Source organism: Massilia sp. (genome assembly GCF_032106685.1).
In the GTDB taxonomy this organism is placed as follows: domain Bacteria; phylum Pseudomonadota; class Gammaproteobacteria; order Burkholderiales; family Burkholderiaceae_D; genus Telluria.
On sequence record NZ_DAMCPG010000022.1, the window covers coordinates 55,088 to 77,627 of the forward strand.

20 protein-coding genes and 1 riboswitch are annotated in these 22,540 nt (G+C 68.0%); of the genes, 16 read left to right on the top strand and 4 right to left on the bottom strand.

Annotated features, from left to right (window positions below):
* Positions 1–3: 3 nt before the first annotated feature.
* Positions 4–924, bottom strand: a complete 921-nt coding sequence (locus RT688_RS13745; protein ID WP_313705420.1) for a MoxR family ATPase — start codon at positions 922–924, stop codon at positions 4–6.
* 202 nt (positions 925–1,126) lie between these two features.
* Here RT688_RS13745 and RT688_RS13750 point away from each other — a divergent pair, with 202 nt between their 5' ends.
* From RT688_RS13750 to RT688_RS13765, 4 genes are all read left to right on the top strand, one after another.
* Positions 1,127–2,056 (top strand): histone deacetylase family protein, encoded by a 930-nt coding sequence (locus tag RT688_RS13750; RefSeq protein ID WP_313705421.1) that lies wholly within the window; start codon positions 1,127–1,129, stop codon positions 2,054–2,056.
* Between the two features lie 372 nt (positions 2,057–2,428).
* On the top strand, positions 2,429–3,307 hold the full coding sequence (locus tag RT688_RS13755) for a hypothetical protein (RefSeq protein WP_313705422.1): 879 nt from the start codon (positions 2,429–2,431) through the stop codon (positions 3,305–3,307).
* Complete coding sequence (locus tag RT688_RS13760; protein WP_313705423.1) at positions 3,297–4,553, top strand: hypothetical protein; 1,257 nt, start codon at positions 3,297–3,299, stop codon at positions 4,551–4,553. The genes RT688_RS13755 and RT688_RS13760 overlap by 11 nt, the downstream gene beginning before the upstream one ends.
* A 301-nt stretch (positions 4,554–4,854) precedes the next feature.
* On the top strand, positions 4,855–5,736 hold the full coding sequence (locus RT688_RS13765; RefSeq protein WP_313705424.1) for a hypothetical protein: 882 nt from the start codon (positions 4,855–4,857) through the stop codon (positions 5,734–5,736).
* A 192-nt stretch (positions 5,737–5,928) separates the two neighbouring features.
* Here the strand turns inward: RT688_RS13765 and RT688_RS13770 are convergent, their stop codons facing one another.
* Complete coding sequence (locus tag RT688_RS13770) at positions 5,929–6,192, bottom strand: hypothetical protein (RefSeq protein WP_313705425.1); 264 nt, start codon at positions 6,190–6,192, stop codon at positions 5,929–5,931.
* Between the two features lie 185 nt (positions 6,193–6,377).
* Here RT688_RS13770 and ylqF point away from each other — a divergent pair, with 185 nt between their 5' ends.
* The 7 genes from ylqF (at position 6,378) to RT688_RS13805 (ending at position 13,670) form a co-directional block, all read left to right on the top strand.
* Positions 6,378–7,325 (top strand): ribosome biogenesis GTPase YlqF, encoded by a 948-nt coding sequence (gene ylqF, locus RT688_RS13775; protein WP_313705426.1) that lies wholly within the window; start codon positions 6,378–6,380, stop codon positions 7,323–7,325.
* Positions 7,326–7,489: 164 nt separating this feature from the next.
* A riboswitch (cobalamin riboswitch) is annotated at positions 7,490–7,719 on the top strand.
* A gap of 176 nt (positions 7,720–7,895) precedes the next feature.
* A complete protein-coding gene (locus RT688_RS13780; protein WP_313705427.1) occupies positions 7,896–9,848 on the top strand; it encodes a TonB-dependent receptor in 1,953 nt (650 codons plus the stop codon).
* A 4-nt stretch (positions 9,849–9,852) separates the two neighbouring features.
* Complete coding sequence (locus RT688_RS13785; protein WP_313705428.1) at positions 9,853–10,914, top strand: iron ABC transporter permease; 1,062 nt, start codon at positions 9,853–9,855, stop codon at positions 10,912–10,914.
* Positions 10,911–11,717: an ABC transporter ATP-binding protein gene (locus RT688_RS13790; protein ID WP_313705429.1), complete on the top strand. Its 807-nt coding sequence runs from the start codon at positions 10,911–10,913 to the stop codon at positions 11,715–11,717. The genes RT688_RS13785 and RT688_RS13790 overlap by 4 nt, the downstream gene beginning before the upstream one ends.
* Positions 11,714–12,598 (top strand): cobalamin-binding protein, encoded by an 885-nt coding sequence (locus RT688_RS13795; RefSeq protein ID WP_313705430.1) that lies wholly within the window; start codon positions 11,714–11,716, stop codon positions 12,596–12,598. The genes RT688_RS13790 and RT688_RS13795 overlap by 4 nt, the downstream gene beginning before the upstream one ends.
* A gap of 95 nt (positions 12,599–12,693) precedes the next feature.
* Complete coding sequence (locus RT688_RS13800) at positions 12,694–13,359, top strand: thiol:disulfide interchange protein DsbA/DsbL (RefSeq protein ID WP_313705431.1); 666 nt, start codon at positions 12,694–12,696, stop codon at positions 13,357–13,359.
* Positions 13,356–13,670 (top strand): hypothetical protein, encoded by a 315-nt coding sequence (locus RT688_RS13805; protein ID WP_313705432.1) that lies wholly within the window; start codon positions 13,356–13,358, stop codon positions 13,668–13,670. The genes RT688_RS13800 and RT688_RS13805 overlap by 4 nt, the downstream gene beginning before the upstream one ends.
* A 307-nt stretch (positions 13,671–13,977) precedes the next feature.
* On the opposite strand, the gene RT688_RS13810 is transcribed toward RT688_RS13805, so the two are convergent.
* Positions 13,978–15,279, bottom strand: coding sequence for an ATP-binding protein (locus tag RT688_RS13810; RefSeq protein ID WP_313705433.1), 1,302 nt, complete (start codon positions 15,277–15,279; stop codon positions 13,978–13,980).
* A 382-nt stretch (positions 15,280–15,661) separates the two neighbouring features.
* Here RT688_RS13810 and RT688_RS13815 point away from each other — a divergent pair, with 382 nt between their 5' ends.
* Together RT688_RS13815 and RT688_RS13820 are read left to right on the top strand one after the other, a co-directional pair.
* Positions 15,662–16,507: a MipA/OmpV family protein gene (locus RT688_RS13815; protein WP_313705434.1), complete on the top strand. Its 846-nt coding sequence runs from the start codon at positions 15,662–15,664 to the stop codon at positions 16,505–16,507.
* 2 nt (positions 16,508–16,509) lie between these two features.
* Positions 16,510–17,226 (top strand): hypothetical protein, encoded by a 717-nt coding sequence (locus tag RT688_RS13820; RefSeq protein ID WP_313705435.1) that lies wholly within the window; start codon positions 16,510–16,512, stop codon positions 17,224–17,226.
* A 149-nt stretch (positions 17,227–17,375) separates the two neighbouring features.
* Here RT688_RS13820 and RT688_RS13825 read toward each other — a convergent pair whose 3' ends face one another.
* Positions 17,376–18,062 carry a response regulator gene (locus RT688_RS13825; protein ID WP_313705436.1) on the bottom strand — a complete coding sequence of 229 codons (687 nt, stop codon included), beginning with the start codon at positions 18,060–18,062 and terminating at the stop codon, positions 17,376–17,378.
* Positions 18,063–18,295: 233 nt separating this feature from the next.
* Between RT688_RS13825 and RT688_RS13830 the strand changes: the two genes are divergently transcribed.
* The 3 genes from RT688_RS13830 to RT688_RS13840 form a co-directional block, all read left to right on the top strand.
* Positions 18,296–19,582: a hypothetical protein gene (locus RT688_RS13830; protein ID WP_313705437.1), complete on the top strand. Its 1,287-nt coding sequence runs from the start codon at positions 18,296–18,298 to the stop codon at positions 19,580–19,582.
* Between the two features lie 99 nt (positions 19,583–19,681).
* The gene (locus tag RT688_RS13835) at positions 19,682–21,679 is read left to right on the top strand and encodes a tetratricopeptide repeat protein (protein ID WP_313705438.1); all 1,998 of its coding nucleotides are present in this window, start codon (positions 19,682–19,684) and stop codon (positions 21,677–21,679) included.
* 203 nt (positions 21,680–21,882) lie between these two features.
* Positions 21,883–22,540, top strand: a 658-nt coding sequence (locus RT688_RS13840) for an ESPR domain-containing protein (protein ID WP_313705439.1), incomplete at its 3' end; no start/stop codon positions are given.

Genomic DNA, 22,540 nt, shown 5'->3' on the forward strand with positions numbered 1-22,540 from the left:
TCCTTATACCGGCACCGATTTCTGCAGTTGCAGCACCAGGTCGCGGCTGGCCAGGGCCATGCCCTGGGCCGACTTCAACGGCCGCAGGCGGTGCGCGCAGACCGGCACCAGCACCGCCTGGATGTCCTCGGGCAGCACGTGGTCGCGCCCTTCCAGCGCAGCCCAGGCGCGCGCCGCCTGCAGCAGCGCCAGGGTGGCGCGCGGCGACAGGCCCTCGGCGAACAGGGTGCCCTGGCGCGAGGCCTGGGCCAGGGCCTGGACGTAGTCGATCAGGGCGGAGGAGGCGTGGATGCGGCGCAGCGAGGCCTGCGCATCCATCAACTCGAGCGGGTTCATGGCCGCCCGCAGGGTGCGCAGCATGGCGCGCCGGTCCTCGCCCATCAGCAGGGCGCGCTCGGCGGCCGGGTCGGGGTAGCCCAGCGACAGGCACATCAGGAAGCGGTCGAGCTGGGACTCGGGCAGCGGGAAGGTGCCGATCTGGTGCGCCGGATTCTGGGTCGCGATCACGAAGAAGGGCTCGGGCAGGGGCCGGGTGACGCCGTCGGCCGTGACCTGGCGCTCCTCCATCGCCTCGAGCAGGCCGGACTGGGTCTTGGGCGTGGCGCGGTTGATCTCGTCGGCCAGCAGCACCTGGGTGAAGATCGGGCCGGGGTGGAACACGAAGCCGTTCTTCTCGCGCTCGTAGACCGAAATGCCGGCCACGTCGGCCGGCAGCAGGTCGCTGGTGAACTGGACCCGGTTGAACCGCAGGCCCAGCGCCAGCGCCAGCGCGTGCGCCAGCGTGGTCTTGCCGACGCCCGGCACGTCCTCGATCAGGAGGTGGCCGCCGGCCAGCAGGCAGGTAAAGGCGAGGCGCACCTGCTGGTCCTTGCCGACCACGATCTGGCCGACCTGGCGGGCTGCGTCGTGCAATTTGTCGAACATGCTGGGGTTCCCCTGGTCGAATGCTGCGATGGTGCGGGCGGCGTGGTAGATTAGCGCTATTGGCAATCTTTCTTTCCCGCGGCCCTACGGTCGATTCTATGCGAGAACCGGGATGTCCGGTGTATGGATGAGCAGCAGGAGCGGGCACGGCCGCCAGGAGCGTCCACCATGAGTCCACCATGAGTTTCACCACGAACGCACCATGAGCACAGCCATCTACAGCCATCCCGACTGCCTGCGGCACGACATGGGCGACTGGCACCCGGAGTCGCCTGACCGCCTGAAAGCCATCGACGACCAGCTGATCCTGGCCCGGCTCGAGGGCCTGGTCGAGCGCCGCCTGGCGCCGCTGGCCGAAGTGCCGGCGCTGCTGCGCAACCATACCGAGGGCGCGCTGGCGCTGGTGCGCGACCACCTGCCGGCCGAGGGCGAATTCTACCCGCTCGATTCCGACACCATCCTCTGCCACGCCAGCTACCAGGCCGCCCTGCGCGCCGCCGGCGCGGCCGTCGCCGCCACCGACGCGGTGGTCAAGGGCGAGCTCGCGAACGCCTTCTGCTCGGTGCGCCCGCCGGGCCACCATGCCCGCCCCGGCGAGCCGATGGGCTTCTGCCTGTTCAACAACGTGGCGATCGCGGCGCGCCATGCGCTGGAAGCGCACGGCCTGGAGCGCGTCGCCATCGTCGACTTCGACGTCCACCACGGCAACGGCACCGCCGAGTCCTTCCGCGACGACCCGCGCGTGCTGATGGCCAGCTTCTTCCAGCATCCCTTCTACCCGTACACGGACCCTGAACCGGTCACCGCCACCTGCGTCAACATCCCGGTGCCGGCCAGGAGCGGCGGCGACGTCGTGCGCCAGCTGGTGCGCGAGCACTGGCTGCCGGCGCTGCACGCCCATCGTCCGCAGATGATCTTCATCTCGGCCGGCTTCGACGCCCACCGCGACGACGACATGGGCGGCATGGCCCTGGTCGAGGCCGACTACGCCTGGATCACGCGCGAGGTGATGGCGGTGGCGCGCGAGCACGCGGGCGGGCGCATCGTCAGCTGCCTGGAAGGCGGCTACGACCTTTCCGCGCTGGGGCGCAGCGTGGTGGCGCATTTGAAGGTGCTGGCGGACCTGGATTGATCAGCCGCAGCCGAGTCCCGTAGGGTGGGCACTCCGTGCCCACGCGTGAAGCCTGCGTCGTGTTTGCGTTGATAAAGCGCCGCGTCTGTTCATCGTTCACGCGTGGGCACGTTCGCTTTCGAGGCCAACGGCCTCAAAAGCCCCACCCTACGATTGCGCAAAAGCATATATTGCCTATGTGAATCTTGATCAAAGGCAAATTCAATTTGCATTTGTTTTAAAACCACAAACTCTTCTCTGGTCAATTGCACGATTGACTCATATGCATGCGAGACATACAGTCAGCTCAGCCGTAACAACGGCTGCGCCTGCGCGAGCCGGCAGCGATGGCGTTCGACACAGGCGTCCACTCAAAACGAGAAGGAGGAGATTGTGAAGATAGCATTCCAGACGGCGATGGCGCTGTGCCTGATGGCAGCGTCCAGCTTCGCGGCGGCAGCCAACTACACCTTGTGGATCAACGGCCGCGGCGGCGGCGGGACGATCGGCAACTACAACAGCTTCACCTACTGGGGACCGAGCACCACCGCCGCCGGCGTCAACAAGAAGGCGGTCAACTGGGACGGCAAGAGCAGCATCGCCTCGCAAAGCGGCAAGATCCGCGACGCGCTCGACTGCTTCTGCACCGGTGGCAACTGGTGCTACGTCGCCACCCACAGCGCCGGCGACCTGATCTTCGGCTATACCCTGGCCAACTACGGCGGTTCGGCGCGCCTGAAGAAGAACGCGAGTCCGGGTTCCACCGGCGTCTGCGGCAACACCGACGGCAGCTCGCAGACCGGCTGGAACATCAAGTGGGTGCGCGTCGCCTCGGGCGCGGGCGGCGGTTCGGAACTGGCCGACGCCGGCTCCTGGGCCCTGACCGAGGACCTGGTCAAGGACCTCAAGACCGCCACCGCGCGCGCCATGTACAACCACAACACCACCCGCAACGTCTGGTTCTACATGTACGCCGGCGCCAAGGGCACCGCCTATTCCGGCATCCTGCCGGGCCAGGACGACGAAGCCATCGCCTACCACAGCAGCGGCGGCGTGGCCGGCAGCGCGGGCGGCTCCTATTGCAACCCGAGCGACTGGCTGTGCAACGACCTGACCCTGGGCACGGCCGCCAACGAAGGCGGCACGGCGAAGTGGAGCTACCACTCGGTCAGCTTCCGCGACGACGGCGAGGCCTATAACCACTATGCCAACGGCAATTGGGCAGGCATCGTCGGGGTGGTCCGCAACGCCGTGGTGAACAGTGCTCTCTGACCGTTCACGCAGGAAGGAAGGGGGCGGCCTGCGCAGCTGGCTGCCGCTGGCGCTGCTTGCGGTGCTGGTCGCGGCCATCGGCTGGTTCGCCCTGCGCGGACCGGGGGAGGCCGCTCCGGCCGCCCCGGCTGCGGGTTCTGCCCAGACTCCGCAGGGCCCGCAGTTCTTCGGCCAGGTGGGCGGCGAGCCGGACCCGGCGCCCGCCGCCGCCGAGCGCGCGCGGCGGCGCCAGCAGCTGGTCGAGAACGTCCAGCTGACCGACCACACCTATTGCAGCTACCGCGAGGGCAGCCAGTATCCGATGGGCTCGCGGCCGATGGCGCAGAATCCCGACCAGGCCTACCCGAACCGCCCGGTCACCGAAATGACGCCGATGCGCACGGGCGAACGCAGCAGCAACCCCAACATCCTGCTGCAGACCTCGCAGTCGCGGGTCTACATGGCGGCCGGCGAATCGGTCGCGTTCTCGATCCGCGCCGTCACGCCGGACGGCGCCGTGCTGCCGCTGGTGGTCACGCGCGCGGTGGCGGCCGGGATCATGACGGCCGGCGCGCGTCCGACCACGCAGGTGGCGCTGGCCTTCGCCGACGACGGCGCCGGCGCCGATCCGGTGCCGGGCGACGGCGCCTTCGCCGCCGTGCTGACGCCGGCCCAGACCGGGCTGGCGGGCTTCCACGGCACGATCCGCACCGAGGTGCGCTACACGGCCGGCGGCCAGAAGGGCGTGCAGGTCTTCGACGTGATCTATTCGCCCTCGATGCCGGCGGTCTGGGCCGGGCAGCCGCGCGAGATCGTCGAGGACGGCTCGCTCGCCTTCGTGCTGCGCGCCGACGTGCGCAAGCCCGGCCGCTACGTGATCACCGGCCGCGTCGACGACGCCAGGGGCCGCCCGTTCGCGCTGGCCACCTTCAACGAGGTGCTCGGCCCCGGGCCGAACGAGGTCAAGCTCACCGTGTTCGGCAAGCTGATGCACGACGGGTCGCCGGCGCTGCCCTTGACCCTGCGCGACGTCGACGGCTACCTGCTCAGGGAAAACGTCGACCCCGACCGCGAGCTGATGCCGCGGCTGGAAGGACCGGTGCTCAAGAGCCGGACCGCGTCGCTGAACGGCATCTCGGACGCCGAATGGACCAGCGAGGAGCGCGAGCGCTACCTGACGGAGTTCGCGAAGGACCGCAAGCTGGCGCGCGGCGAACTGGAGAAATTCGATCCGGGCCAGCCGCTGCCGCCGAGCGCCTGCAGATAACCCGTAGGGTGGGCGGCTACACCGGAACGGGCGAGCAGACGCGCCCCGTGCGCCGCCCACGCGGTGATGGTTGGCAGCAATATCATCGCGCCCGAGATCGGAGCCGGTAACGATCACCGCGTGGGCGGCGCACCTGGTACGTCCGAGCAACCGTACAGGTCGAGCCGCCCACCCTACGATTGACGGCGTCAAATCGTTCGCCCCGCCGTTCCGTATCCTTCTCCCGACGCTTGTCTCGGCACGATTGACGCGCTGCCGCCCTTGTTTTTAGATGGCCGATACAACAAGAACGGAGGAAGACATGGGACGTCCTGCACGCATCGCACTTGCGCTGTGTCTGCCCGGCATGTTCGCAGCCGGCCTGGCCAGCGCCACCAACTACACCCTGTGGATCCACGGCCGCACCGGCGGCGGCGCGATCGGCAACTACAACGATTTCACCTATTTCGGGCCGAACGCCACCCCGGCCGGCGTCAACAAGAAATCGGTCAACTGGGACGGCAGGAGCGGCGTCGCCTCGCAGAGCGCCTACGTGCGCAACGCGCTCGACTGCTTCTGCACCGGCAACAACTGGTGCTACATCGCCACCCACAGCGCCGGCGACCTGCTGCTCGGCTACACCCTGGCCAACTACGGCGGCTCGACGCGGCCGGTGACGAATGCCCAGGCCAATGGCGCCGGCGTCTGCACCGCCGGCGGCGGCGCCCAGACCGGCTGGAACATCAAATGGGTGAGGGCGGCGGCGGGGTCGGGCGGCGGCAGCGAACTGGCCAACATCGGCGCCTGGGCCACGAACGAGCCGATGGTCGAGCAGCACAAGGTGACGACGGCGCGCGCGCTGTACAACCACAACGACACGCGCGGCATCTGGTTCTACATGTATGCGGCGGCCAGGGGCACGCTGTACTCCTTCGTGCTGCCGGGCCAGGACGACGAGGTGGTGGCTTATCACAGCGCGGGCGGGGTGTCGGGCGGCTCGGGCAGTTCCTTCTGCAATCCGGGCGACTGGTTCTGCAACGACCTGACCCTGGGCGCGGGCAACAACCAGGGCGGGCGGCCGAAATGGGCCTGGCATTCGGTGGTGTTCAGGGACGACGGCGAGGACTACGGCCACTACACGGACCGCAACTGGGGCGGCGTGACCGGGCTGGTGCGGCGCGATATGGAGATGCTGGCGCGGTAGGGTGGGCGGCGATACCTGTAACGGTGCATTGACGCGCCGGATGTGCCGCCCACGCAGTGATCGTTGGCGGCAAGATCGTCGCGCTCGATATTAGAGCCGGTAACAATCGCCGCGTGGGCGGCACACAGGGCGCGTATGTGCACCGGCCCGGGTGTAGCCGCCCACCCTACGGGTACATCATCCGCGTCCCGTTCAACCCGCGCCGCTCTTGCGCGCGGCGCGCTTCTCCATCGCGGTCGGCCGCTTGCCGACGACGTAGACGGTATACATCGGCTGCCGCGGATCGACGACCGGCTGCGCGAGCTCGCCCTCGGCCACGGCGTTCGACACCGCATCGGGCAAAGGGCGCGCCGGTGCGGGGGCGGCGCGCTCGGCCGGGCCGCCGAAGCAGGCCGCCGCTCCCAGGACGATGAAGGCGCCGAAAATCCAGATTTCCGCGTTGCGGGCGAATTCCATGATGTTCTCCTCGACCCGGCCAAGGGCGGCCGGTAAGGCCATGGTGCCCAGCCGGGAATGATTCGTTATTGCAACGGATCAAGCCGATTTCATTCCTAATGGAAACATTGCGACATGTGGCCGGGACGCCGCAGCGGTGGCCAGCGTAAAATGCCGCCTTGTCAGAAGAAATTGGAAAGCACAGCATGTCGATACAATGGTTCCCGGGCCACATGAACTCCGCCAAGAAGCAGGCGGAGGAGCAGATGGAAAACATCGATCTGGTGATCGAGGTGCTCGATGCACGCCTGCCGGAGGCGAGCCGCAATCCCCTGGTCGAGAAGATGCGCAAGTTCCGCCAGCGCCCTTGCCTCAAGATCCTGAACAAGATCGACCTGGCCGACCCGGTCGCCACCGCCGCCTGGAAAGCCTTCTACGACGCCCAGGAAGGCGTGACCGCCTACCCGATGACGACCAAGAAGCCGGCCGACGTCGCCCGCATCCCGCAGCTGGCGCTGTCGCTGGCGCCGCACCGCGGCGTGCCGACCAAGCCGCTGCGCATCATGATCATGGGCATTCCGAACGTGGGCAAGTCGACCCTGATGAACGCCCTGCTGAAAAAGCGCGTGGCGAAGGTCGGCGACGAGCCGGCCGTGACCAAGACCCAGCAAAAGCTCTACCTCGACAAGCACACGGTGCTGGTCGACACCCCGGGCCTGATGTGGCCGAAGATCGAGATGGACAGCGACGGCATGATGCTCGCCGCCAGCCACGCGATCGGCACCAACGCGCTGATCGAAGAAGAGGTTGCCTTCTTCCTGGGCGACCTGCTGCTCGAGCGCTACCCGCATCTGCTGACCGCCCGCTACGGCTTCAAGACCGAGGGGCTCGACGGCATCGCCGTGGTCGAGAACGTCGCCTCGCGCCGCGGTTTCCGCGTGCGCGGCGGCGAGTACGACATCGAGAAGGCGGCCCACGTGCTGCTGCACGACTACCGCACCGGCGCCCTGGGCCGCATCAGCCTGGAAACCCCCGAAACGCGCGCCGTGCGCATCGCCGCGCACGAAGTCGAGATGGCCGAGAAGGCGCGCATCGCCGCCGAGAAGGCCGCCGCCAGGGCCGAGGAAGCCGCGCGCGGCAAGCGCGGGACCTGATTCGCCTGTTGCCTCTGCCTCTGCCTCTGATCAGGCGATGAGACCACGTGGGTACAAGTACCCACCCTACGAGAACCGGTTTTGTAGGGTGGGTACTTGTACCCACGCCACCTTACGGCACGCATCCACGCGCCCCGTGCATCGACCACCATCCTTGCCCGATATATAATCCCCCCCGTTCTGGTGCCCGCGCGCGCAATCCGCGTGCGCAGTTAAACGGGAAACACGAGTCCGCGGCGCCTCCGGCGCGCGGCCAAGGTGTGCTGCCCCCGCAACGGTAAACAAGCGTCGCCCCCGGCGACTGGCCGCCTCGAAGACCACTGTGCCCAGGCATAGGAAGGTGAGGCGGTCCGACTTGCAAGCCCGGATACCGGCCAGGACAGGTGGACGCGCGCGAGCGCGCCTGCCAAGACCTCCATGGCTGCGTTGCATCGTCTCGCCGTACGCGCGTACTGTCTTCGACAATGCTCCTTGCCCTGAAGGCCTTGCCAGGCGCGCTCAAGGCACGTCCGTTGAATCCGGCTTGCGGGGACGCAGGTCCGGGTGCACACTTTTCATAAGAATCACAACATGACTTTTGCTGTTCCGAACAGCGCGCCGGCGATCAAGCCGCTCGCGCTTGCCTGCGCCGTTTCCTTCTCCCTGTTTGCCAACGCCGCCAGCGCCGAGCAGGCCATGACCACCGTCCACGTCACCGGCGCGCGCTTCGCCAGCGACGCGGCCCTGCCGCCGATCAGCGCCAGCGTGATCACGGCCGAGGACATCCGCCGCGCCGGCGCCACCGACGTGAATGCCGCGATCCGCAAGATCGGCGGCGTGTACGGCCGCCAGAGCCTGGACGGCTCGCCCGACTTCGCGCTCGACCTGCGCGGCTTCGGTGCGAACGGCAGCCAGAACCTGGTGATCCTGGTCGACGGCGTGCGCATGAACGAGAACGAACTGACGGGCGCCGTGCTGTCCTCGATCCCGGTCGACACCGTCGAGCGCATCGAGATCACGCGCGGCGGCAGCAGCGTGCTGTACGGCGAAGGCGCGACCGGCGGCGTCATCAACATCATCACCAAACGCGGCGCGGAAGCCGGCTACCACGGTTCGCTGAGCCTGGAAGGCGGCCGCTTCGACCAGTACGACGCGCGCGCCTCGGTCCGCCACGGCGAGGGTCCGCTGTCGTTCGACCTGGCCGCGGCCAAGCAGGGCACCGACAACTACCGCGACAACAACGCGTTCCGCCAGAAGAACATCAGCGGCGGCGTGCAGTGGGCCGTCGACGGTTCGCGCCTGGGCCTGCGCGTGGAAAGCGCGCGCCAGGATTCGCGCCTGCCCGGCTCGCTGACGCTCGAGCAGTTCGAGGCCAACCCGCGCCAGACCCTCACCCCGAACGACTTCGGCAGCCTCGACAGCGACCGCGTCACCCTGTCGGCCGAGCACCGCATCGGCAGCGTCGAGCTGGCGGCCGAACTGTCGCACCGCGAGCGCGAGGTGAACGCCGCCTACGACTACGGCACCTACGTCTACGCGTACGGCTACCACACGCGCCAGACCCAGTTCTCGCCGCGCCTGCGCCAGACGTCGCGCTGGAACGGCATGCTCAACGAGGTCGTGGCCGGCATCGACCTGATGCGCTGGGAGCGCGCCACCAGCACCGGTTCGGACGCGAGCCAGGATTCGAAGGCCTTCTACCTGCGCGACGAGATGCGCTTCCCGGGCGCGGCCAATGCACGCCTGGCGCTGGGCGCGCGCCACGAGCGCTTCGAGAAGGACGAAGCCAACGCCGACCTGTTCGTGCCGAACGGCGCGCAGTCGCAGAACGGCTGGAGCGTCGAGGGCAGCATCGACCCGGTCGCGGGCGTCACCGTGCACGCCAAGGCGGGGCAGAGCTACCGCATCCCGAACGCCGACGAGAACGGCTACCGCTCGGCCGAGGGCCTGCTCGACGTGCAGACCTCGCGCGACCTCGAACTGGGCGTGACCGTCGGCGACGAGGAGCGCCGCCTCGCGGCGCGCGTGTTCCGCCACCGCCTGCGCAACGAGATCTTCTTCGATCCGACCCTGAACGGCTACGGCGCCAACACCAACCTCGACCCGACCCGCCGCCAGGGCGTGGAGCTCGAGGGCCAGCTGAAGATCGGCGCCGACTGGCGCTTGAGCGGCCAGTGGCAGCACGTGCAGGCCGAGTTCACCGACGGTCCGAACGCCGGCCGCGAGATGGTGCTGGTGCCGAAGAACGTCGTCACCGCGCGCCTGGCGTGGATGCCGGCGAGCGGCCACACCGCCGACATCGGCGCGCAGTTCGTCTCGCGCCAGCGCTACGGCAGCGATTTCTCGAACACCTGCGACGCGCGCATCCCGTCCTACACCACCGTCGACGCCCGCTACGCGCGCAAGGTCGGCGCCTGGGAGTTCGCGGTGAGCGGCCTGAACCTGGCCGACCGCCAGTACTTCAGCAACGCCTTCGGCTGCCGCAGCGGCATCTACCCGAGCGACGGCCGCCAGCTGAAGCTCTCGGCGCGCTACGACTTCTAAGGTCATGCGCGTCGCGCCGCCAGTATTCGAGAAGAGCGCTGCGCGCCAGCAGCACCGGCGTGCGACGCTGGTGCTGCTGGTGCTCGCTGCTTTCTCTCTGCTGGCGCTGGCCGCCGCCGGCGCCGCCGGTTCGGTGCCCGTGCCCCTGGGCGAGCTGCCGCAAGCCCTGGCCAGCCTGCTGGCCGGCGCGCCCGACGGCATGGCGGCGACCCTGCTCGACCTGCGCCTGGGCCGCGCCAGCAGCGCCTTCGTCACCGGCGCCGCGCTGGCGCTGGCCGGCGTCATGATGCAGGCGCTGGTGCGCAATCCGCTGGCCGACCCCTACGTGCTGGGCGTCTCCGCCGGCGCCGCCGTCGGCGCGCTGGCGGCCCTGCTGTTCGGCGCGGCCCTGTGGGCGGTCGACCTCGGGGCCTTCGGCGGGGCGGCCGGGATCTCGCTGCTGCTCTACCTGCTGGCGCGCCGCGACCTTGGCGGCGCGCGCGGCACGGTACGCAGCGGCGAATCCGGCGTGCTGCTGCTGACCGGCGTGGTCCTGGCCTCGGCCTGCATGGCGCTGGTCACCCTGATGCTGTCGGTCGCGCCCGAGTCGCGCCTGCGCGGGATGGTGTTCTGGATGATCGGCGACCTGGCCGGCGCCGGCTGGCGCGTGCTGCCCTGGCTGGTGCTGGGCGCGGCCCTGCTGCTGGCGCTGCGCCGGGCGCGCGCCCTGAACCTGATGGCCCTGCATGCCGACGCCGCCGCGGCGCTGGGCGTCGACGTCGCATTCGAGCGCCGCTTCCTGTTCCTCTGTTCGGGCCTGTTGACCGCCTGCGCCGTCACCACCGGCGGCAGCATCGGCTTCGTCGGGCTGGTAGTGCCGCACGCCTGCCGCCACGCCTTCGGTCCCGATCATCGTATCCTGTTACCGGCTGCCACCCTCGCGGGCGGCAGCTTCCTCGTGCTGGCCGACACCCTGGCGCGCACCGTACTGGCGCCGCAGCAGCTGCCGGTCGGCGTGCTGACCTCGCTGATCGGCGTGCCCGTCTTCCTGTTCCAGCTACACCAACTGCATGTGCGCCGCCGATGATTTCCACCCATGACCTGACCCTGCGCACCGACAGCCGCGTGCTCGTCGAGCGCCTGAACTGGCGCGTCGATTCCGGCGAGAGCTGGTGCGTGATCGGCCCCAACGGCGCCGGTAAAAGCACGCTGCTGCGCACCGTGGCCGGGCTGCGCGCGCCCGACGGCGGCAGCGTGCGCCTGGCCGGCAAGCCGCTGGCCGACTGGCCGATGTCGGCGCTGGCGCGCGAGCGCGCCTACCTGGCGCAGTCGCGCGGCGACGCCTTTGCCTACCGCGTGATCGAGACCGTGCTGATGGCGCGCCACCCGTATCACGCCGACCGCTACTGGGAGGGCAGCGACGACCACGCCGCCGCCGAACACGCGCTGCGCACGCTCGACGTGCTGCACCTGGCCCAGCGCGACGTGCGCACCCTGTCGGGCGGCGAGCGCCAGCGGGTGGCGATCGCCGCCCTGCTGGCCCAGGACACGCCGCTCCTGCTGCTGGACGAGCCGGCGAATGCCCTCGACCTGGCGCACCAGGTCGCGGTGACCGGCCTCATGGCGCGCCTGTGCCGCGAGGAGGGCAGGACGGTGGTCAGCGTCGGCCACGACCTGAATCTGGCCTGGAGCGGCGCCAGCCACGCGTTGCTCCTGAACGGCGACGGCAGCTGGCACGCCGGCCCGACCGAAGCGGTGATGCGGCCCGACCTGTTGAGCGCCTGCCTCGGCCATCCGATCGCGGCGATCGCCCATGGCGGGCGCACCGTGTTCCTGCCGGACGAAACGGCGCAGGGCGCCGCCGTCGTTCCAGTCCGGCGCGCGCCATGAAAGCGCTGCTTCTCGCCTGGCTCCTGATGAGCGCCTGCGCTGCCCAGGCGGCCATTACCGTGGTCGACGACGCCGGCCGCCGCGTCACGCTGGCGCGGCCGGCCCAGCGCGTGATCTCGATGGCGCCGCACGTGACCGAACTGCTGTTCGCGGCCGGCGGCGGCGCGCGCATCGTCGGCGCGATGAACTACAGCGACTACCCGGCGGCGGCGCGCAGCATTCCCCTGATCGGCTCGAACAGCCAGATCGACCTGGAGCGCGTGATCGCGATGAAGCCGGACCTTTTAATCGTCTGGCAGAGCGGGAATACCGCGCGCCAGGTCGCCCAGCTGCAAAGCCTGGGGATCCCGGTCTTCCACAGCGAGCCGCGCCGGCTCGACGAGGTGGCGACCAGCCTGCTGCGCTTCGGCCAGCTGCTCGGCACCGAAGCCGCCGCCCAGGCCGCCGCCGCCGCGTACCGGGCCAGGCTGGACGCGCTGCGCGCGCGCTACGCCGGCCGGCCGCCGGTCACGGTGTTCTACCAGGCCTGGGACAATCCGCTCTACACGCTCAACGGCGAGCAGATCGCCAGCGACGCGATCCGGCTCTGCGGCGGGACCAACATCTTTGCCGATTTGAAGACGATCGCGCCCCAGGTCGGCGTCGAGGCCGTGGTGCAGAAGGACCCGGAAGCGATCGTCGGCGGCAAGCTGTACACGCCGCAGGACCGCGGCCTGTCGATCTGGCAGCCCTATCGCGGCATGACGGCGGTGCGCCGCAACAACCTGTTCACGCTGGACGAGGAATTGCTGACCCGGCCGGGCCCACGCATCGCCGACGGCGCCGCCGCCTTGTGCCGGCGCCTGGAAGAGGCGCGTGGTAAGCGCCCGTTACAGCGGTAAGCAAATGCAAAAAACCGGGGGATTCCCGAAGGGGAAGGCAAAAAAGTGGTAATCTCGCGGTCGTTTTCTTCAACTACCAGACAAGAAGGATAAATATGCGCCGCACCCTGCGTTTAGCCCTGATCGCCGCCAGCCTGGTCGCCAGCACCGCTTTCGCTTCGCCCACCAATCCGCAGAACGGCGTCGAGTACGTGACGCTGGCGGCGCCGCAACCGGTCCAGGCCACCGGCAAGAAGGTCGAAGTGGTCGAGTTCTTCGCTTACCACTGCCCGGCGTGCTACGCACTGGAACCTGGCCTGAACGCCTGGGTCAAAAAGCAGGGCGACAACATTGTCCTGCGCCGCGTCCACCTGCCGTTCCAGGGTCCGACCGATCCGGAAGCGCACCTGTTCCTGACGCTCGAGGCGATGGGCAAGCTCGACGAGATGCATCCGAAGATCCTGCACGCCGTGCACGTGCAGCGCGTGCGCCTGATGAAGGACGACCAGATCATCGACTGGGTCGCGAAGAACGGCATCGACCGCGCCAAGTTCCTGGAAGTGTGGAACTCGTTCAGCGTCACGACCAAGCTGCGCCGCCTGCCCCAGCTCGCCAACGCCTACCAGGTGAGCGGTACGCCGACCATCATCATCGACGGCAAGTACCAGACCTCGCCGGGCCAGGTCGCGGACAAGCTGAAGCTGAAGGACGGTAAGCAGATCATGGACGCAAGCTTCCAGGTCATGGACGCACTTGTCGCAAAGGCAGCCAAGACGAAATGAGCGATTCGGAACGCAAGGTCCTCGAGATGTACGAAGGTTCCCGACCACGGGAAGAGGACCTGTTCGAGACCAGCAATGTGAACCACATTGCCTGGTCGCTGGTCGTGATCCTGTTCGGGATCGTGATCTGGCTCTGCATTGCCCTCGTCAATGCGGAGAACCAGCGGTACGCCCTGATCACCAACCAATGCCAGGACCCGGTGTTCAAGAGCGGGGTCGACAAGGCCTGCCTCTATACCGTGAAATCGCGCGAGCACTGGTGGGAACACCTGTGGTACGGCTTCACGCACGTCAAGCCCGAGCGCAAGTAGTCTCCAGCGGCACGACCGTAGGGTGGGCGGCTCCACCTGACCCGGTGCATATCCGCGGCGTGTGCGCCGCCCACGCGTTCAAGCTGCGCCTGATCGGCCGCGCTCTTGTTTATGCCCGAAAAGCCCTTCGGGCTCCGCTCGCTGCCGCAACTATTCCACTTTTGGTTGAACGCGTGGGCGGCTTTACCGCAGCGTGGTCGCAACCAACCCGGTGTCGCCGCCCACCCTACGACACTTCGTTTCCACAATTGTTTCACCATCGTTGAACGGGTGTACGAAACCGGAGTGATTTTTATCCGATTCCGCATCACGCCGGCAGCGTGATCACGAACCTGGCACCGCCGAGCTCCGACTGTTCCACGGTAATCGTTCCTCCGTGCAGCAGCACGGCCTTGCGCACGATCGACAATCCCAGCCCGAAGCCGCCGGTCGCGCGGTCGCGGCTGCGGTCGAGCCGGTAGAAGGGTTCGAAGATGCGCTCGCGTTCGTCCTGCGGAATACCCGGCCCATCGTCCTCGACCGCCAGCACCAAGGCCTTGCCGTCGCGCCGCGCCGACAGCCGGATCGCCGCCGCCGCGTACTTCTGCGCGTTCCTGAGCAGGTTCGACAACGCCCGCCCGAGGTGGCGCGGATCGGCCTCGACCGTGCCCAGGTCGCCGTCCTGCTCGAGCGCGAGCGACTGCGTTCCCGGCGGCAGCGCGGCGACGGTCGCGCGCAGCAGTTCCGCCACGTTCACCGGCTCGCGCTGCAGCGCCAGCTCGCTGCCCAGGCGCGCCATGTCCAGCAGCTCGTTCACCAGCGCATCCAGCTCGCGCAGGTCGCCTTCCATCGCGGCGATGCGCGGGCGCAGGGCCGGATCGTTCGCCTTTGCATCCAGCAGCTCGAGCGCGAACTCGAGGCGCGCGATCGGCGTGCGCAGTTCGTGCGACACCGAATGCAGCAGGTTCTTCTGCGCGACCAACAATTCCTCGATGCGGTCGGCCATGTGGTCGATCCGTTCGGCCAGCGGATAGATGCTGGCCGAGCGCGGCATGCGCGCGCGCGCCGACAGCCGGCCGGAGCCGAACTCGTCGGCGACGCGCGAGAGCCGCTGCAGGCCCTGCCAGTGCGCGCGCGACCACAGCGCGATCGGCACCAGGAGCGCGAACGCGACGATCACGTAGCGCACCGCTTCCATCTTGAGGGCCAGGTTGACGTCGATCGGCAGGTCGCGCGCGTGGATGACCTCGTCCTCGCTGCCGATGTAGCGCTCGCCGCGCAGGTCGACCCGGCGATAGAAGGCCTTGTTGTCGACGTCGAGCACGACTTCGCCGCGTTCGAGCGCGGCCAGGCTGGCGCCGGGCAGGGCGGCGCGCGCCGCCTGCAGGGTGATCAGGTCGAAGCGGGTGTCGGAGACCTCGCGCACCCGGTTCAGGCGCACCAGCCATTCGTCGGTGGGCGCCTCGTCGACGTATTGCTCGATCAGGAAGATCTGGGCCGAGGCCTGGCGCCGGGCGATGTCGTCGAGCGGATCGCCGAACAGCCGGCTCATGGCGAAGTAGATGACGAAGGTCGCGGCCGTGATCGAGAGCATCACCAGCACGAAAAAGCGGAAAAAGATCCGGTTCACCCGATTCTCCCGCGACACCGACAGTGACCAGCCAACCTACAAAACATTGTTTTTCTCCCAACGCCATTGTATAGGAGCAAAGGATATGCGTGGGGCTTACAAATTCACGACAAATGGCCGACATCTCCGGGCAGATTAGAAATTGCCGAACGGATATCCTACGCAGGATTCAGATTTTCCGTTTGCCCACTCGATACGCGAGTGTCGGTGGGTTTTTTTATTCCGGTCGCCGCCATTTCGGGCGCGTGGCCATCCCGAGCCGGGTGGCGGCGCGTGGTTGTTGGCCATGGCGCGCCTCACTGTCGAGAATCATGCTGTAAGGATATATCGGATAAGGTTTGCCTCAAAGTAAAATACTGGCACCCCATTCCATTGCCCCGCCATGAACAAGTTTCTCGCACTCGCGCTCGCTGCCGTATCGAGCGGCGCTTCCGCCCAGACGCCGGCCATGAATCCCATGCCGGACGGCAGCCGCGACATGTATGTCGGGCTGGGCATCGTCTCGGCGCCACGCTACGAAGGGGCGCGCCACAGCGAACGCCATGCGCTGCCGGTGCTGCAAGTGCAGTGGAGCAATGGTGTCTTCGTGTCGGGCATGCGCGCCGGCATCCACCTGGGCGGCAATCCCAACCTCGAATACGGTCCCCTGGTCGAACTGCAGCAACGCCGCGACGAAGCGGGCGCCGGCGGCGGCATCGGCGGCATCGGCGCCGAACGCTATTCCATGGTCGCCCTGCCGCAAGTGGCGCCGGGCGAGAACCGCCTGGCCGGCATGGCGCCGATCTCGACCCGCCTGCTGGGCGGCGGCTTCCTGAACTATTACCTGACGCCCGACTGGCGCCTGACCGGCAGCCTGCTGTATGGCGCCGGCAACGAGCGCGATGGCGCGCGCCTGGACCTGGGCGTGCAGCGCCTCGCGATGCAGCTGGGCGCCCACCACCGCCTGTCGTTCACGGCCGGCGTCAGCTTCGCCAGCGCGGCCTACAACAACGCCTACTTCGGCGTCGGCACGCTCGATTCCCTGCGCAGCGGCAACCCGGTGTATCGCGCCGGCGGCGGCCTGAAGGACGGCCGCGTCGGCGCGCGCTGGAACTGGGCGTTCTCGCCTTCCTGGATGCTGAGTTCGCAGGTGCAGGTGTCGCGCCTGGCCGGCGACGCCCGCCACAGCCCGCTCGTCGAGCGGCCGACCAACCTGACGGTTTCCACCGCCATCGCCTACCGGTTCTGACGATGACCACGGCCCGACACCTCATCGCATGCTGCTCCGTGACGCTGTGCGCCCTGGGCGCCGCCGCGCCCGCGCCTGCCGCCGAGTGGGTCAGTTACCGCGATGCCTACCGCGCCATGGTGGTGTTCGAAAAATACGGCGGACCGAAGAACCAGATCCAGAACCACCTGCAGGTGGCGCCCCGGGCGCCCGGCGTCTCGCTCGAGGGCGTGCAACTGACGCTGTCGGGCAAGGCGACCCAGGTCAACCTGCCGCTCGACCCGCTCGGGCGCACCAGCTTCCCGCTGCTCAAGGCCGCCTACGACGACAACGCCACCCTGGTCCTGAACCGCGGGATCGGCGCCTTCACGGTGCGCCCGCGCGTCTCGCTGCTGCCGCAGGCGGACGGGGTCTACGAGGACGCTACCTTGCGCGCGGCCTGCGCGCAGGCGCTCGGCTTTGCGCGCTACGTCGACGCCTCGCTGCGCGCGCGCCAGTGCGCCGGCGTGCGCTTCGTGTTCGCAAAGCGCAACCCCGGCAACCCCGGCAGCGCCGCCATCGCCGTGCGCCTGCACCGCCCGGACGGCGCCGACCAGCCGCTGGCGCTGGCGACCGGCGCCGCCTTCCAGGGCGACCTGGACGAGGCCTTCCCGACGGTGGTCTACCGCTTCGATGGCGCCGAGCAGGCGCAGGTGATCAGCGCCAACATCCCGCTGGCGATCGTTCCCTTGTTCGAGTAGGGTGGGCGCCCCCGTGCCCACGCGTGAACGATGAGCAGACGCAGCGCGTTGCAGAGGCCACCGCGACGCACATTTCTTGCGCCGCCCACGCGGTGATCGTCAGCGCGAGATCATCCGGCAGGCGATCTTCATCGCCCGCGACGCCGTCGTCAATTCCACGCCGACGGCGAGAACAAATACCCCTCGCCCCACACCGTCTTGATCTTCTCCGAACGCGCGTCGTCGAACTTGCGGCGCAGCTTGGAGATGCAGTTGTCGATGCTGCGGTCCAGCCCGTCGAACTCGATGCCGCGCATTTTCTTGAGCAGCTCGTCGCGCGAGAGCACGCGCCCGGCCGCCTCGGCCAGCACCAGCAGCAGCTTGTATTCGGTATTGCTCAGCACGCAGAGCTGGTCGCGCCAGAACACGGTGCGGTCGGCGCCGACGATGCGCAGGGCTCCGAACACCAGCTCGCCCGTCTCGGGCGCGGCCCTGGCCTGGGTACGGCGCAGCAGGGCGCGCAGGCGCGCCAGCAGCACGCGCGGCTGCACCGGCTTGTTGACGAAATCGTCCGCGCCCTGTTCGAGCCCGGACACCTCGTCGTAGGAGTCCTCGCGCGCGGTGAGGATCAGGATCGGCACCTCGGACAATTCGCGGATCTTGCGGCAGACCACCATGCCGTCCAGGCCAGGCAGCATCAGGTCGAGCACGACGATATCGGGCTGGCTCGCCTGGAAGCGCGGCAGCGCCTGGTCGCCGCGCGTGACCAGCTCGACGGCGAATTCATAAGCGGACAGGTATTCGGTGACGAGCTCGGCCAACCGGGCGTCGTCTTCCACCAGCAAAACTCGGTACATGCTTTTCTCCTCTCCCGATATTGTATAGAAGCAATCGCATGCGGGCATAAATACTACATCCTGCCGACAGTTCGAGACATTTTCCAGACAATTCGGTGGAGGGCGCTCCAACACGGCAGAGTTTCATGCGAACGATCTACCCGTTGCGGTGTCATGTTTCCGCCACACCAAGCTTCGGGCATAAAAGGTTTCCGTGTAGAATCTAATATTATATTTTTGCAACCAGGTTTCTCATGTCTTTCCGTTTCCCGATACCCGTGGCGCTGGCTGCGGCAGGGTTTGCCCTTTGCGTCGCCGCAGATGCCCAGAGCGGTACGTCCGACGCCAGCTTCAAGCTGGCCTACGGCGGCGACGTCGTGCATTACCCGTCCACCGTCGCAGCCCTTGACGATGGGCAGTGCCTGTCGATCTACTTGAGAAAGCAGGACGACGGCTGGGTGAGCGAGGTATCCCGCGCGCCGGAAAAGCGCGCCGCACTGCTGGAAGACGATGGGCTGGAACGCGTCTTCGCATGCGTCGGCGGCGCGCCGGGGATGCGCGGTTGGGTGGAGAAGAATGGCGTCGTCTCGGTACAGATCCTGACCGGCTATTACTTCAACAACTGCACCAACACGGAGTCCTGCGAGATTCCCTACAAGAGCGCCCAGTTCAACTATATGAACAACTGGCACTACTACTCGCGCATGAACCGCAAGAAGGGCTACGTCGCGGTCAATTCCGCGTTTCTCGACAAGGCTGCGAAGAGTGCCAACGCCGCAAGCTGGGTCGACGGCGCGGCGGTGGTGCGCGCCGCATCGCAGGCGCCGCTGCTGGACTTGTACCGGCAGCAGTACTTCACGCTCATGCAGGCGGAAGCGGAGCGGGCTGAACCGAACAAGGATGCCCTGCAGCGCTGGCTGATGGCATTCGGCGTCGTCGCGACCGACGACGCATGGCGTGTCGTCGCGCCGAAGCTGGTCACGGCGGACGCAGTCGGGCTCGCTGCACAGCACACTTCCGCCGAGCGGTTTGCCGACTTGAAGGCGCAAGCCCGCGCCTATTGGCAGGAGAAATACCGCAGCGACTGGGCCCCATACCGCAATGTGGCGGTCAACGCGGATAACGTCGCCGCGTTCGATGCGCTTGGCCGCCGCACGCCGGACACGGACGCCGGGACGGCCTTCGCCCTTGTCGACTTCGACAATCTGGCCGCCGGCGCGCGCGACAAAGTGGCGAAATATGTCGCAGCGCAGAATGCGCAAGCGGCGGCCGCCGAGCAGGCCAGGGCCAAGGCGCAGGCGGATCGTCTGGCGGCGTTCGAAAAGAAGATGGCTCCATGGCGCAAGTCACTCAAGACGGGAAGCGCCACGAACTGCGGTCCCGTGCTGGAAGCGAAGGGGCAGCTCGTCAAGATATACGCCCCCGTCAAGGACTACGGTAACGAACACTGGCTCGACCGCGGCACGCTCTACATGCCGGGCGAACGGTGCTTCTTCCTCAACGGCGTGTACCGTCCACCTTACGCTGCTCCCGCAGGCTGAACGGCGGCAGCCGCAGGCGCCGATGCCGGAAAGCGCATGGATGCATTCGTCCCTTGTGCTATGGGAGAATGCACCCTTGTACCGACCTGCTCGCTTTCCATGACGCCAAGCCAATGCATCGCCACCGCCATCGGCCTTTTCAATATCCAGCGCTATCCCGAGGCCTTGGCGCACGTGGCCGCGCTGATCGAGGGTGATGGCGCCAACGTCGACGCCCTGAACCTGGCCGCGGCCTGCATGCGCGCCCTCGGGCGGGCGGACGAAGCCGAGCGTTACTGGCGGCTTGCGCTGGCGCGCGAGCCGCGCCATGCGGCCAGCTGGAACAACCTCGGCATCCTGCTGCAGCAGGCGGGACGCGCCGCCGAGGCCGAAGCGGCTTACCGGCGCGCGCTGACCCTCGAGCCTGTCTACGCCGACGCCCACTACAACCTTGGCCTGCTGTACCAGCAGGAGGGGTCCTGGGAGCCGGCGGCGGCGTCGCACGCGCGCGCCCTGGCGCTGCGCCCGCGCCATGCGGCCAACAGCGCCAACCTGGGGCTGGTGCTCGAACGCCTCGGCCGCATCGAGGAGGCCGCGGCGCGCTTCGGCGACGCGGTGGCCGCCGATCCTGCCGATGCCGGCTCGCTGCAGCGGCGCGCGATCCTGCTGCACCGGCTTGGCCGGATCGAGGAGGCGTCCGCCTGCTTCGATGCGGCGCAAGGGCTCTGGCCGGACAGTCCCGAGCTGCGGAACAACGCCGCCGTGCTGCATGCGAACCTGGGCCGTCTCGACGACGCCGAGGCCGGCTATCGGCGCGCGCTTGCCCTGCGTCCGGACTATGGCGACGCCTGGCACAACCTGGGCCTGCTCCTCTTGCGGCGCGCACGCTACCCGGAGGCGCTGGCGGCCCTCCTCGCGTACCGCGAGTTGCGCCCGGACGACGCCGAGGGCCTCAATTCGCTCGGCAATGTCTACCAGCACCTGGGCCGCGACGACGATGCGCAAGCCGCTTACCGGCAGGCGCTGGCCCTGCGTCCGGCCTATGCGAAAACCCTGAACAACCTGGGTACGCTGCTGCAGCGCCAGGGCCGGCTGGAGGCTGCCGAGGAGGCCTATCGCGCGGCGGCCACTGCCGACGCCGGCTACCCGGAAGCGCGTTGGAACCTCGGCTTCCTGCTGCTGGCCCAGGGCCGCCTGGAAGAGGGCTGGCCCTGGATGGAGGCGCGCTACGATCCCGCGCTGGCGCGCCCGATCGCTGTCGCCCCGCGCCTGGCTTGCCCCCAGTGGCATGGCGAGGAGCTGGCCGGGCGCGCGATCGTCGTCTGGCCGGAACAGGGCTTCGGCGACCAGGTGCAGTTCGTCCGCTACCTGCCGCTGCTCAAGGCTGCCGGCGCGCGCCAGGTGACGCTGGTCTGCCACGATCCGCTGTTGCCCCTGCTGCGGAATGCGCCGGGGGCCGACCGGGTGCTCGCCGCCAGCGAGGCTGCTCAGCTCGGGCCGCACGACTATTGGGTTTTCATGCTCAGCCTGCCCATGCACTTCGGCACCACGCTGGCGACGGTGCCGGCCAGGATACCCTACCTGTCCGCCGACCCCGTGCTTGCCGGACGCTGGGGCGCGCGCCTGGCGGACAAAGCGGAAGGGGAGGGGGGCTTGCGGGTAGGCCTGGTCTGGCGCGGGTTTGGCGGCCACGTGAACGACGCGCACCGCTCCCTGCCGGGGCTGGCGTGCCTGGCGCCGCTATGGTCGGTGCCCGGCGTTTCCTTTGTCAGCCTGCAGCGCGGCATGGATGGCGAACCGGTGGAAATGGACGGGCCGCGGGCGCTCCTCGACCTCGGCGCCGAAATCGCCGATTTCGCCGACACCGCCGCCATTGTCGAAGCGCTCGACCTGGTCGTTTGCGTCGACACCGCCGTTGCCCATGTGGCCGGTGCGCTGGGCAAGCCTTGCTGGGTGTTGCTGCCGGCCGTGCATCCCGACTGGCGCTGGTTGCGTGGACGCAGCGATTCTCCCTGGTATCCAGGCGTCTTGCGCTTGTATCGGCAAGCGCGTCCGGGAGATTGGGAACAGGTCGTGCGCGCCGTCGCAGCCGATCTGGGTGCCTGGGCTCAGCCCTAGCCGCAAGCGGCGTGATGTCATCCTGGTTGTTTGTGTTGTATTTGCACCTGCATTCCGGGTTACACAGGGATAATCATTTCCTGTTGGAATCCCACATGTAGGATAATGCTTACAAAATGCCTCTGCAGTGACATTCCGGCTCTGCTTCCCTGGGAAGACGACGCCAACGTGCGGCCTTCCATCTCCTCTTACCTGATCGCTCCATGAACCATATCTATCGCCTCGTCTGGAACACTAAACGTCATATGCTGATGGCTGTCGCGGAAGTCGGCAACGCCCAGGGCAAGGAAGGTGGAAAGACGGGGGGCACGCAGGTTGGCGATGGGAGTGGGGAGCCCTTCCAGGGCGTACGCAAGGCCTTGGTCGTCGCCGTCGCTGCGCTGTTTCCGCTCGTTTCGTTTGCGCAGTCGAGCTACTACCCGGATGTGATCGCCGAGGGCGAGAATGTCACCTTGACCGACGCCGAAGTGCCCGAATACGAGGGCATGCGGCTCCGTAACGACGGCCAGTTCGATGTTCGCCCGACAACCGTCGATACGCGTCTGGGCGGCCTGTCGGGCTCCGGTGCCGTCCTGTTGGGTGAATCCGATCTGATGCTGACCAACGCCAACGACGAATTCTCTGGCGTCATACGCGGCAACGGCGGTCTGGCGGTCGCCGGCTTCGAGGTGCTGAGCGGCGCCAACACCTATACGGGCGCGACGAGCGTCGCCGAATGGTCGACCCTGGTGCTGTCCGGCTCGGGCGCCATTGCCGCCTCGAGCGGCCTGGTCAACAACGGCAGCTTCGACATCGCCGCGACCAATAACGGCGCCGAAGTGCAATCCTTGTCCGGCTCGGGCGCGGTGCTGCTGGGCGGCC